The organism is Actinoplanes sp. NPDC049802 (genome assembly GCF_040656595.1).
Lineage (GTDB): Bacteria > Actinomycetota > Actinomycetes > Mycobacteriales > Micromonosporaceae > Actinoplanes.
Window position 1 is genome coordinate 1 of record NZ_JBFAMR010000089.1, and the last position, 12,225, is coordinate 12,225.

Annotated in this window: 11 protein-coding genes; 4 read left to right on the forward strand and 7 right to left on the reverse strand. The window is 70.2% G+C overall.

The window, feature by feature from the left end; genetic code table 11:
• Positions 1-328: 328 nt before the first annotated feature.
• Complete coding sequence (locus tag AB0I88_RS35955) at positions 329-1,099, reverse strand: isoprenyl transferase (protein ID WP_361035376.1); 771 nt, start codon at positions 1,097-1,099, stop codon at positions 329-331.
• A gap of 191 nt (positions 1,100-1,290) precedes the next feature.
• A complete protein-coding gene (locus tag AB0I88_RS35960) occupies positions 1,291-3,096 on the reverse strand; it encodes a phosphoenolpyruvate carboxykinase (GTP) (RefSeq protein ID WP_361035378.1) in 1,806 nt (601 codons plus the stop codon).
• 300 nt (positions 3,097-3,396) lie between these two features.
• Between AB0I88_RS35960 and AB0I88_RS35965 the strand changes: the two genes are divergently transcribed.
• Genes AB0I88_RS35965 through AB0I88_RS35975 form a run of 3 tightly spaced genes read left to right on the forward strand, consistent with a single transcriptional unit; the run spans position 3,397 to position 5,345 of the window.
• Positions 3,397-4,161: a sigma-70 family RNA polymerase sigma factor gene (locus tag AB0I88_RS35965; RefSeq protein ID WP_361035381.1), complete on the forward strand. Its 765-nt coding sequence runs from the start codon at positions 3,397-3,399 to the stop codon at positions 4,159-4,161.
• Positions 4,162-4,213: 52 nt separating this feature from the next.
• Positions 4,214-4,714 (forward strand): GtrA family protein, encoded by a 501-nt coding sequence (locus tag AB0I88_RS35970; protein WP_361035383.1) that lies wholly within the window; start codon positions 4,214-4,216, stop codon positions 4,712-4,714.
• A gap of 37 nt (positions 4,715-4,751) precedes the next feature.
• Positions 4,752-5,345 carry a GtrA family protein gene (locus AB0I88_RS35975; RefSeq protein ID WP_361035386.1) on the forward strand — a complete coding sequence of 198 codons (594 nt, stop codon included), beginning with the start codon at positions 4,752-4,754 and terminating at the stop codon, positions 5,343-5,345.
• Here AB0I88_RS35975 and AB0I88_RS35980 read toward each other — a convergent pair.
• The 3 genes from AB0I88_RS35980 to AB0I88_RS35990 all read right to left on the reverse strand — a co-directional run bounded on the left by AB0I88_RS35980 (position 5,288) and on the right by AB0I88_RS35990 (position 7,583).
• Positions 5,288-5,806: a PH domain-containing protein gene (locus AB0I88_RS35980; protein ID WP_361035389.1), complete on the reverse strand. Its 519-nt coding sequence runs from the start codon at positions 5,804-5,806 to the stop codon at positions 5,288-5,290. The genes AB0I88_RS35975 and AB0I88_RS35980 overlap by 58 nt on opposite strands.
• A 4-nt stretch (positions 5,807-5,810) precedes the next feature.
• The gene (locus AB0I88_RS35985) at positions 5,811-6,632 is read right to left on the reverse strand and encodes a biotin--[acetyl-CoA-carboxylase] ligase (protein WP_361035392.1); all 822 of its coding nucleotides are present in this window, start codon (positions 6,630-6,632) and stop codon (positions 5,811-5,813) included.
• Between the two features lie 78 nt (positions 6,633-6,710).
• Positions 6,711-7,583: a hypothetical protein gene (locus AB0I88_RS35990; protein WP_361035395.1), complete on the reverse strand. Its 873-nt coding sequence runs from the start codon at positions 7,581-7,583 to the stop codon at positions 6,711-6,713.
• 124 nt (positions 7,584-7,707) lie between these two features.
• Here AB0I88_RS35990 and AB0I88_RS35995 point away from each other — a divergent pair, with 124 nt between their 5' ends.
• On the forward strand, positions 7,708-9,279 hold the full coding sequence (locus tag AB0I88_RS35995) for an acyl-CoA carboxylase subunit beta (protein WP_361035398.1): 1,572 nt from the start codon (positions 7,708-7,710) through the stop codon (positions 9,277-9,279).
• Position 9,280: 1 nt separating this feature from the next.
• On the opposite strand, the gene AB0I88_RS36000 is transcribed toward AB0I88_RS35995, so the two are convergent.
• Positions 9,281-10,021: a M50 family metallopeptidase gene (locus AB0I88_RS36000; protein ID WP_361035401.1), complete on the reverse strand. Its 741-nt coding sequence runs from the start codon at positions 10,019-10,021 to the stop codon at positions 9,281-9,283.
• A 23-nt stretch (positions 10,022-10,044) separates the two neighbouring features.
• The gene (locus AB0I88_RS36005; RefSeq protein ID WP_361035404.1) at positions 10,045-10,263 is read right to left on the reverse strand and encodes a hypothetical protein; all 219 of its coding nucleotides are present in this window, start codon (positions 10,261-10,263) and stop codon (positions 10,045-10,047) included.
• Positions 10,264-12,225 lie beyond the last annotated feature (1,962 nt).

The window sequence follows — 12,225 nt, forward strand, 5'->3', positions numbered from 1 at the left end:
GCCTCAACTGAGTTGAGGCAGCCCAGAGCCAGCCGAAACGGACTCCCACCGCCCCCGACCGCGTGCTCGTCCACCCGGCCCACCCACAAAACGACCAGCCTCACCCCTACAGCGGCGGCCCACTCAACATCCCCCGCACGAAACAGCCCGCCCCACCCCTACGGCGGTGCACTCAACGTCCCCGCAAAAAGCCGCCGGTGTCGAGGCAGGTGATCTGCCGACGGCGGCGGGGTTTGCCGGCGGCGGGAAATCACCCGCCTCGACACCGGCGAACAAGGCTTTTTGCCGCGGAGCGAAGCGAAGCCAGCCAGCAGAGAGCCGGCAATACTCAGGCGCCGTAGCGGCGCTGGCGGGTGGCGTAGGAGCGGAGCGCCCGTAGGAAGTCGATGCGGCGGAAGTCGGGCCAGTTGGCGTCGTGGAAGTAGAACTCCGAGTGGGCCGACTGCCACAGCAGGAAGCCGGACAGGCGCTGCTCGCCGCTGGTGCGGATGACCAGGTCGGGGTCGGGCTGGCCGCGGGTGTAGAGGTGTTCGGCGATGTGTTCGACGTCGAGGATCTCGGCGAGTTCCTCGATCGTGCCTCCGGTCGCGGCGTGCTCGTAGAGCAGGGAGCGGACCGCGTCGGTGATCTCACGGCGCCCGCCGTAGCCGACCGCCAGGTTGACCTCGACGCCGTCGCAGCGTTCGCGGGTCTTCTCCTGGGCGGCCTTGAGGGTCGCGGCGGTCGCGGCGGGCAGGATGTCGAGCGCGCCGACCATGCGCAGCCGCCACGGGTTGCCTTCTTCGGCCAGCTCGGTCGCCAGGTCCTCGATGATCTTGACCAGTGGGTCGAGCTCGGCCGAGGGGCGTCGCAGGTTGTCGGTGGCCAGCAGATAGAGGGTGACGTGCTCGATGCCGGCCTGGTCGCACCAGGTCAGCAGCTCCTTCACCCGGGCGGCGCCGACACGGTGTCCGTCGTTCGGGTCGACGAAGCCCATCTCGCGGGCCCAGCGCCGGTTGCCGTCGCACATGACGCCGACGTGCCGGGGCACGGGCTTTCCGGCCAGCTTCCCCGCCAGCCGCCGCTCGTAAAAGGTGTAGACCAGAGAACGCAGACTCATCACCCCAAAGCGTAGCCACCTCTGCCAGAGGCTCAAGCGGGGGCGGCCCGCACAGCGCCCATCCGCGGCCGGATGCGCCCGATCGTGCGAGCGGGCGCATCGGCCGACCGGCCGGTCCGGTCGGCTGGAAGAGGGGCCGACCGGCCGGTCCCGCCCGGGCGCCGAGGCCGCGGGCGGGGGCCGGCCGGTTGTCAGGCGTCGGCGAGCCGTGCTTTCAAGGCGTCGAGTTCCGCCCACAGGACGGCCGGAAGTTTGTCGCCGAACTTGTTGAACCACTCGGTGACCTGGGGGATCTCGGCCTGCCATTCCTCCGGGTCGACCCGCAGCGCCGCCGCCAGGTCGGCCGGGTCGAGGTCGAGGCCGGTCAGGTCGAGGGCCTCGGGGGTGGGCACGTGCCCGATCGGGGTCTCGACGGCGTCGGCCTTGCCGTCGAGGCGTTCGGCGACCCATTTGAGGACCCGGCTGTTCTCCCCGAATCCGGGCCACAGGAACCGGCCGTCGTCGCCGCGGCGGAACCAGTTCACGTAGAAGATCTTGGGCAGCTTGGCGGCGTCACCGGACGCGCCCTTGGCCATGTCGATCCAGTGCTGGAAGTAGTCGCCGGCGTGGTAGCCGATGAACGGCAGCATGGCCATCGGGTCGCGGCGGACCACGCCGACCTGGCCGACCGCGGCCGCGGTGGTCTCGGACGACAGGGTGGCGCCCAGGTAGACCCCGTGCACCCAGTCGCGGGCCTCACTGACCAGCGGGACGGTGGTCTTGCGGCGTCCGCCGAAGAGGATCGCGTCGATCGGTACGCCGCGCGGGTCGTGGTACTCGTCGGCGAGGATCGGGCACTGTTCGATCGGTGTGCAGAAGCGGCTGTTGGGGTGGCTCGAGACGGTCTCGGACTTGGGCGTCCAGTCGTTGCCCTTCCAGTCGATGAGGTGCGCGGGCGGTTCGCCCATGCCCTCCCACCAGATGTCGCCGTCGTCGGTGAGCGCCACGTTGGTGAAGACCGAGTTGCCCTTCGCCAGGGTGCGCATGGCGTTCGGGTTGGTGTGGAAGTCGGTGCCGGGCGCGACGCCGAACAGCCCGTACTCGGGGTTGGTGGCCCAGAGCCGGCCGTCGGAGCCGAAGCGCATCCAGGCGATGTCGTCGCCGATGGTCTCGACCTTCCAGCCGGGAAGGGTGGGTTCGAGCATGGCGAGGTTGGTCTTGCCGCAGGCTGACGGGAACGCGCCGGCGATGTAGCGGACGACGCCCTCCGGCGAGGTCAGCTTCATGATCAGCATGTGTTCGGCGAGCCAGCCCTCGTCGCGGGCGGCCACGCTGGCGATCCGGAGCGCGAAACACTTCTTGCCCAGCAGCGAGTTGCCCCCGTACCCGGAGCCGAACGACCAGATCTCCCGGGTCTCCGGGAAGTGCGAGATGTACTTGGTCTCGTTGCACGGCCAGGCGACGTCCTCCTGGCCGGGCTCGAGCGGCGCGCCGATCGAGTGCAGTGCCGGTACGAAGTCGGCGTCGTCACCCATCGCCTTCAGGACCCCGGCCCCCATCCGGGTCATGATGCGCATGCTGGCCACGACATACGGACTGTCGGTGAGCTCGACGCCGAACATCGGCTCGGCCGAGTCGAGCGGGCCCATGCAGAACGGGACGACGTACATCGTCCGGCCTTTCATGCAGCCCCGGTACAGCCCCGTCATGAGCTGCTTCATCTGGGCCGGGGCCATCCAGTTGTTGGTGGGACCGGCGTCGGCCTCGTCGACCGAGCAGATGAAGGTACGTTCCTCGACGCGCGCCACATCGGACGGATCGGTACGCGCCCAGAACGAGTTCGGCTTCTTCTCGTGGTTGAGGCGAACCAGCGCGCCGGACTCGACGAGCTCGTCGGTGAGGCGGGTCCATTCGGCCTCCGAACCGTCGCACCAGACGATCCGGTCGGGTGTTGTCAGGGCGGCGACCTCGTCGATCCACGCCAGCAAGCGCGTGTGCGAGGTAGGGGGCTGGGACAAGGTGAAGCTCCTTCGGTCGGCATTGACCTATGACGAACCAGCCGGGGAGTCCGGCGTCTTCATGGGAGTTACGTCAGCGTAAGCCCGACAGTGCGTTGAGTTCATCGGTTGCATCTGTGGACAACCGCACAATCTTTGGTCGGTGTGCGCACAAACGATCGATTCTTCGCCGCAAAGTGCATCAGCGTGCAAGGGCGGTCGTGCCACACCGCTCCCACGACAACTTTCACAAAACGGACTTAGCACCTTAGACTTTCACCTAATCGGGCTTTCCTCGCAGTTCCGGCCACAGGAGGCGGAATGACGATGCCGGGCAACGACGCCGACTCGGACACCGAACTGCTCGGCGCCGTCCGGACCGGCGACACCGCCGCGTACGGGACGCTTTATCAGCGGCACCACGCGGCAGCCCGCAGGTTCGCCTTCGGCCTGGTGAACGAACGGGCGGACGTCGACGACCTGGTGGCCGAGACGTTCGCGAAGGTGTTCGCCACGCTGCGGGCCGGGCGGGGACCACTGGTCGCCTTCCGCGCCTACCTGCACACCACGATGCGGCACCTCTACTACCAGCGGGCCCGGTCGGACCGCCGGCTCGAGTTCACCGACGACCTGACCCGGTACGACGCCGGCGAGCCGTTCACCGACCCGGCCCTGGACCGGCTGGAGCGCAGTTTCGCGGCCGCCGCGTTCCGTCAACTGCCCCCGCGCTGGCGGGACGTGCTGTGGCAGACCGAGGTGGAGGGCAGCACCCCGGCCGAGCTGGCGCCGCGGATGGGCCTGACCCCGAACGCGGTGGCCGTGCTGGCCCACCGGGCGCGGGAGGGCCTGCGCAGTCTCTACCTGCAGCAGCACGTGACCGCCGCGGATCATCCGGAGTGCCGGTGGGCGGGTGAGCGGCTGGGCGGGCAGGTCCGCGGCCGGCTCGCCGCGCGCGACGCGCACCGGATGCGTACCCACCTCGGATGGTGCTCGGACTGCCGGAACCGGCTCGACGAGATCCGCGAGGTCGACGGCTTCCGTCACGTTCCGTACCGCCAGCGTCACCCCATCGAGACGTCCGGTTAAGACCCGGCAACGAGGACAGCGCACGGTGACCCACGCCGGTACTCTCTGAATCGTGCCTTCAACCTCCCCGCAGGCAAGCGGCCTGCGTACGCGGATCAAGGCACTCATTCCCGAGTTGGGCAAGTTCGGCCTCGTCGGCGGGTTCGCGTTCACCGTCGACTTCGTGATCTTCAACGTGCTGCTGCAGGCGGGCGCCGAGACACTCACCGCCAAGGCCGTCTCCACCGTGATCGCCACGACCATCGCGTTCCTCGGCAACCGGTTCTGGACGTGGCGGGACGGCGATCACACCAACATGGCCCGGCAGTACACGACCTTCTTCGTACTGAACGCCATCGGCCTCGGAATCGCCCTGGCCTGCCTGGGCATCAGCCACTACGGCCTGGGCCAGATCTGGCCGGCGCTGCGCAGCCCGATCGCCGACAACATCGCCGGCGTCGGCCTCGGCACCGCGCTGGGCACGCTGTTCCGCTTCTGGTCCTACCGCCGCTTCGTCTTCCGGGCCACCGCGGCCCCGGCCCCGGCAGCGACGCCGTCGTCATGCTCACAGTGACTCGGCGTAACCACTTCCGTTCGCCTAAGGTTGCCCCATGCCCTCAGCCAGCACGCTGACGGGGCGCCTCCGCCGCCTCGCTCCCGAAGCCATCGCGTTCGGCATCATCGGGGTCGGCAACACCCTGCTCTACCTCGCCATCTACTACGTGGCGATGCCCATCGGGCCGGTGAAGGCGAGCGTCCTCGCGACGGTCATCACGACCACCGTGGCGTACCTCGCGAACCGTTACTGGACGTACCGGCACCACACCCGGACCGCCCTGCGCCGTGAGTACACGCTGTTCTTCGGGTTCAACCTGGTCGGCATGCTCATCCAGTCCGGCCTCACCTACCTGGGCAAGTACGGACTCGGCTTCTCCGAGCACGACGACAAGCTGGCGCTGCTGGCCCTCACCACCTTCGGCATCGGGCTCGCGACACTGTTCCGCTTCTGGGCGTACAGGACGTTCGTCTTCCTCAAGCCGCCGGTCGACGGCCACGAGGGCGCCATCGCCGACCTGGACGCGACGGCCGGGCTCGCCGAGCTCAGCGCGGTCGACGAGCCGGGCAGCGTGGCCAGCCTCGACCTGTGTCAGCCGACCTCTTCCTCCTCCGGCTCGTCGACCGGGGCCAGCTCGATCAGCTCGTAAAGGGTGCTCTGCACCAGTTGCGCGGCCGGGATCCCGGCCAGTACGGCGCTTCTCTGGTCGCCGACCGAGTCGACGGTGAGCGTTCCGCTGCCGAGCAGCCGGTCCAGCAGCGACTGGGTGAGGGCGTGGTCGTTGATCCGGTTCAGCGGCAGGTCGCGGCGCTCCCGGGTGAGCAGGCCGTGCTGAATCAGGATCCGTTCGGAGGTCAGCACGTACCGGGTCGCGTGCCACTCCATCAGGGGCAGGGCGCCGTAGCGGATCGCGTAGTACAGCATGATCGCGGCCACCAGCAGCAGACCGATCCGGCCGGCCTCGGTCGGCGGCAGCTTCACCCAGGCCAGAACCAGGCCGGTCAGGGTGAGCGCCAGGATCAGGACCGGGGCGACCGCGGCCTTCCAATGCGGACGCAGGTGGAGGACGACCTCCTCCTCGTCCGTGAGCACATCTTCCGGGAACGCCACGTGGTCAGCGTACGTGCAGCACGTCCCCGGCCGAGACGGAGAAGTCAAGCCCTTCCACCGTACGGATCACCAATCGCCCGTCGGCGTCCACGGAGACGGCCTCGCCGGTCCGCTCCTCCCCGCCGGGCAGCAGCACCCGCACCTGACGGCCGAGGGTGGCGCACCTGCGCCGGTACTCCCCCATCAGGCCGCACATCTCGGCGTCGCCGCCGGACTCACGCCAGCCCGTGTACCAGCGTTCCAGGCCGCGCAGCAGCGCCCGCAGCAGCGGATCCCGGTCGGCGTTCTCCGCGCCGGCGGCCAGCAGCGAGGTGGCCGCCATCCCGGTCGTCTCCGGCAGTTCGTCGGTGCGGGTGCTGACGTTGAGCCCGATGCCGATCACCACGGCGTCACCGGCCACCTCGGCCAGGATCCCGGCGCACTTGCGGTCGCCGATCAGCAGATCGTTCGGCCATTTCAGGGCGGCGTCCACACCGGCCACCCGGGTCACCGCCTCGGCCAGGGCCACCCCGGCCATCAGCGGCAACCAGCCGTAGGAGGCGGCCGGAACCGACGGGCCGGGTCGCAGCAGGACACTGAGCGTGAGGCCGGCCCGGGGCGGTGACGTCCACCGGCGGTCCCGGCGTCCGCGACCGGAGACCTGGCTCTCGGCCACCACGATCAGTCCCTCGGCCGCCCCGGACCGGGCGGCGGCGGCCACGTCGGCGTTCGTCGAGCCGGTCTCCTCCGGGATCTCGAGCCGCGACCAGAGCCCGCCGGGCACCACCAGGGCGTGGGTCAGCGCCCGTACGGACAGGGGCGGGCGGTCGAGATCGCTGTAGGCCATTCCGGCAGCCTACGTGGATCACGTGGGAACGAGGCGAGGTCCGGTGACGCCGTGACCCCACGTGATGCACGAGACGGGCTAAGCGGGTGGACCCGCGGAGTGGCGGCTGACGTACGGGCGGGGCCGCGGGCTGGGCCGTTGCTCGTCGCGTTCGGTCCAGGAGCGGGGCAGCCGGATGCGGCGCTCGTGCGGCGGCCATTCCGGCTCGGCCGGCACGGGGGGCAGGTCGAATCCGGTGGCCGGCTCGTAGTCGGGCACCGGCGGCAGGCGGTCGAAGCCCGGCGCCGGGTAGAGATCGTCCGGGACCGGGGTCCAGTAGTCACCGGCCGGCGGGCGGTCGTCGGCGTCGGGCCAGCGGGGCCATTCCCAGTCCGGCGCCGGCTTGTCGGCGTCCAGAGTCGTATAGCGTCCGGCGTACCCCTTGGGGTCCTCGGCGTCGCGTCGCGCCCAGGCCGGGCCGTCCGGCTCCGGATCGCGGCGGCGGCGCCGCGGCGGCCAGAACTCGTCTTCGAAGTAGCCGTCCTCGTAGCCGGTGTGCTCGTCGTCGAAGAGCGACATCGGCTCGCCGGGGTGGCCCTCGTCGTCGCCGGGGTCGTGGTCCTCGACGCCGAGCCGCCGGTGGGCGTCCTCGTCCTCGTCGTCGGCCAGCCCGATCGAGGCCAGTCCACTCGGGACGGCGTCGGCCTCGGCCGGCCCGCCGCTGAAGGCGGCCGCCAGCCTGCGGCGACGGCCGAACCGTGGCTCCCCGCCCGCAACCGGACCGGCGTCGACCGCGGGGCGAGGTCCGGATGCGGACCCAGCGGTGGTTTCCGAGCGCCGGCGGCGAGCGGATGAGCCGGCCCGGTTCGCCCGACGAGCCCCGCCGCCGAAGAGCACGGCGCGGAAGCTGATCAGTGTGGCGAGGCCGCCTGCGATGAAGGCGAGCCCGGCCGCGGTCATCCAGTTCGTCACGCGGGTTGTAACGAATGGGGCATTGGGTATGAAACGCACGCGTAGCGACGCCCTCCGTGTGCGACGCGTTCTGGTTACGATGCTGATCGTTGCCTTAACGAGCGCTCAGAGCGTGGAGACCTTCGTGACGACAGAGCCCGACATCCACACCACCGCCGGTAAGCTCGCCGATCTCACCCGCCGCACCGAGGAGGCCGTGCACGCCGGATCCGCCCGCGCCATCGAGAAACAGCACGCCCGCGGCAAGAAGACCGCACGGGAACGCATCGAACTGCTGCTCGACAAAGGCTCCTTCGTGGAGCTCGACGAACTCGCCCGGCACCGCTCCACCGCCTTCGGCCTGGACCGCAGCCGCCCCTACGGCGACGGCGTCGTCACCGGCCACGGCACCATCGACGGCCGGCAGGTGTGCGTCTTCTCCCAGGACTTCACGGTCTTCGGCGGATCCCTCGGCGAGGTCTTCGGCGAGAAGATCGTCAAGGTCCTGGACCTGGCCATGAAGATCGGCTGCCCGATCATCGGCATCAACGACTCCGGCGGCGCCCGCATCCAGGAAGGCGTGGTCGCGCTCGGCCTCTACGCCGACATCTTCTTCCGCAACGTACGGGCCAGCGGCGTCATCCCGCAGATCTCGCTGATCATGGGCCCCTGTGCGGGCGGCGCCGTCTACTCCCCCGCCATCACCGACTTCACGGTCATGGTCGACCAGACCTCGCACATGTTCATCACCGGCCCGGACGTGATCAAGACGGTCACCGGCGAAGAGGTCGGCATGGAGGAACTCGGCGGGGCGCGGACCCACAACACCCGCAGCGGCAACGCGCACTACCTCGCCGACGACGAGGAGGACGCGATCGAGTACGTCCGGGCCCTCATCTCCTACCTGCCCAGCAACAACCTGGACGAACCGGTGGTCTTCGACGAACCGGCCGACCTGGAACTGTCCGACGACGACCGGCTGCTCGACACGCTCATCCCGAACTCGCCGAACCAGCCCTACGACATCAAGAAGGTCGTGGAGACCGTCGTCGACGAGTTCCTCGAGGTTCAGCCGCTCTACGCGCAGAACATCGTGGTCGGCTTCGGCCGGGTCGAGGGCCGCCCGGTCGGCGTCGTCGCCAACCAGCCGATGAGCCTCGCCGGGACACTCGACATCGCCGCCTCGGAGAAGGCGGCCCGCTTCGTGCGCACCTGTGACGCGTTCAACATCCCGGTTCTCACGTTCGTGGACGTGCCCGGCTTCCTGCCCGGCACCGGACAGGAGTGGGACGGCATCATCCGGCGCGGGGCGAAACTCATCTACGCGTACGCCGAGGCCACAGTGCCCAAAGTCACCGTGATCACGCGGAAGGCGTACGGCGGGGCGTACGACGTGATGGGATCCAAGCACATCGGGGCGGACGTCAACTTCGCCTGGCCCACCGCACAGATCGCCGTCATGGGCGCCCAGGGCGCCGTCAACATCCTCTACCGGGCCGAACTGGCCGCCGCCGACGATCCGGTCCAGCGGCGGGCCGAGCTCATCCAGGAGTACGAGGACACGCTGGCCAACCCGTACATCGCGGCCGAACGCGGCTACGTGGACGCGGTCATCCAGCCGTCACAGACCCGCATCCAGATCGTCCGGTCCCTGCGCATGCTCCGGACCAAGCGCGAGACCCTGCCGCCCAAGAAGCACGGCAACATCCCGTTGTAGGTCACACCGTCAGGCCGAACTCGGTGATCCACTGGCCCGCGAGCAGGAAGGCGCCGGCCAGCAGGGCCGCAACGTTCACCACCAGGAAGACGGTCACCCAGAACAGCGCCGGCAGATGGGTGAGACGGGCCAGCTGGTCGGGGTCGGAGTCGCGCATCCGGCCCCGGCGGCGCAGGCTCTGCAACTCGAAGACCGGGCGAATCCCACCGAAAAGCAGGAACCACACCCCGGTGTACGCGAACGCGGCCTGCACGTCGGGCTCCGCGTACCAGGACACGGCGAACACGATCGCCCCCGTCACCAGCAGGGAGACCACCCCGAACAGGTTCCGGATGTTGATCAGCATGAGCAGCAGCAGGACCACGGCGAGCCAGAGCAGCAGCGTGATCCGGTTACCGCCGAGCAGCCACGCGCCCAGCACACCCACCAGCGACGGCGCGATGTAACCGCCGAGCAGGGTGAGGATCATGCCGATCCCGGTCGGGCGGCCCGCCGAAAGGGTCAGCCCGGACGTGTCGAACTCCAGCCGGATCCCCCGGAGCCGGCGTCCGGTCAGCAGTGCGAACAGCGCGTGCCCACCCTCGTGGGCGATCGTGACAGCGTTGCGGGCCACCCGCCACACCGGGCGGATCGCCACCGCGAGGAACCCGGCCACCGCGGTGAGCAGCACCAGCGTCCCGGGCGGATCGGGCTGAGCACCGAGCAGGTGCTCCCAGAGGTCAGTCACACCGTCGATCGACACGCCGGGGACTGTAGCCGATACCGCTATGCGCGGCGGCGTGCCACGACCTTCGCCGGCTCGGGTTCCGGCCGGGCGAGCGAGCGGGCGGCGACCACGCCGACCCCGGTGATCAGTGCGAGGGCGGTCACGACCAGCAGAACCGCCAGAAGTCCGGTGGACGCCACGATGATCGCGACATCAGCCACCGCCACCAGCATCCACAATGCGATCGTGGGCTTACTGCCGTGCCGTCGGCAGTTCATGATGCACCTCCATCCGTGATCCTGGATAACTACCCAGCCACCCAGGAATCACGCATGACGGAGGTCACTTACGGGGCTCGAACCCCTGATAGATCTTCTCGAGGTCGCCCTTGGCGGCGTCCCAGTCCTTGTCCTCGGTGTACCAGGTCAGCACGTAGGTGTTGCCGTCGGAGTTGAACACCCGACGCACCACGCGCTGCCGGTAACCACCGCGCGTGGAGCGGTAGTACTCGGTCTCCGCGGCCGGGCCGTGGTACTCCAACCGGGTCGGGCCGGTCCGGTCGCTGCCGATCGTCCGGTCGTCCTTCAGGTAGTCGACCGGCTCGGTAACGCCATCCACCACATCGACGCGGAACTGGCGGCCCTTGCCCCACTCCAGCGTCGTCCCGGTGCCGCCGCTCAGATCCGCGCCGTCCGGGACCCAGGCCGTGAAGCCGTCACCGTTGTAGACGCGCCAGCCGTCCGGCAGGGTCGCGGTGGCCGGTGAGCTCGGCGGCCGGCTCGCCGGCGCGCTCGTCTGGCCCTGCGGCTTCCCGCCCGTCCCGGCGCCTGGCTGCGCCGGGGCCGAAGCACCGGCCCCCGCCTCCGAGATCGGCTTCGCACCGGGGCTGTCGTCGTCGAACGCCTGGACCAGAATGATCCCGACCAGCAGCACGAACGTCAGCACGATGGCGAAACCGATCACCGCCTGCCGCCGGGTCAGGGTGGTGCCGAAGATCGTCACCCCACCGCTACGCCGGACCGTCGGCCGCAGCTGCATCGGCGTCCACGCCGGACGCGACGGCCGGGCGAAGTCCGGCACCGCCTCCAAGCCGCCGACCCGTGTGGCTTCCGTCACCCGGCGACGCCGCGGCGGGATGTTGACCACCGAGGTGCGGTCGTCGTCCACCGCCAGCATGGTCGTCTTCTCCTCGGCCGGCGCGGCCAGAACCGAGGTCATCTCCTCCACCGCGGGGCCGGCCTTGGCGGCCGGCGTCAGCAGAGACGTCTTCTCCTCCGGTACGGACGACGGCGCGGCCGCCAAAACCGAAGTCTTCTCCTCCGGTACCGACGACGGCACGGCCGTCACGACCGAGGTCTTCTCCTCCACGACCGCCGGGCTCTGCGCCGTAACAGTCACGGGAGGCGTCTTCCGCTCGGTCTCCTCCGGCTCCCCCCCGGCTTCGGCGGCGCTGTCGTCATCCGCCGTGATCTGCGGGCTCGCCACCTGGTCGGCGCCCTGCTCAGCGTCCGCCGCGGCCTGGTCGGCGTCCTGCCCGGAATCCGCCGCGGCCTGCGGGTCTGCCCCCTGGGCGGTGTCCTCCCCGGCATCCGGGCCAGCCGTCTCGTCGGCATCCCCCGTGGCCTCCGGGGCCGCCGCCTCGTCAGCGTCCTTCCCGGCGCCCGGGGCGGCCGCCTCGCCGGCGTCCTCCCTGATCTCGGCGTTCGGCTCGGTGTCCACCGCGCCGTCGGGACTCTCCCCGGTCCCGGGCGCGGTCTCCGGCGCCGCTTCGACCTTCCCGGCCGGCGCGGCCTCCTCCGGCTCCACATCCTTTTCGGTACGCGGAGTCACGATCGGATAGCCCGCAGTGGCCTGGGCCAGCGACCGCTCGTGCTCGGGAGCGGCCTGCTTACGCCGGTTGGCGGCCACGTCGGCGGCGGTGAAGCCGGTGCGCAGCGCGTTCGTGGGCGCCGAGCCGCTCACCACCGGTGGCGGCGTCTCGCTCCGCGGCGCGGCCGGAGACACCGGTCGCGGACCCGAACCGGAATCGCGGACCGGCGGCGTGTCGAGGCGCGTGGGGTCCAGGGGTTTACCGCCGCGGACCGGCGGCGTGTCGAGACGCGTGGAGTCCAGGGGTTTACCGCCGCGGACCGGCGGCGTGTCGAGACGCGTGGAGTCCAGGGGTTTACCGCCGCGGACCGGCGGCGTGTCGAGACGCGTGGAGTCCAGGGGTTTACCGCCGCGGACCGGCGGCGTCTGAC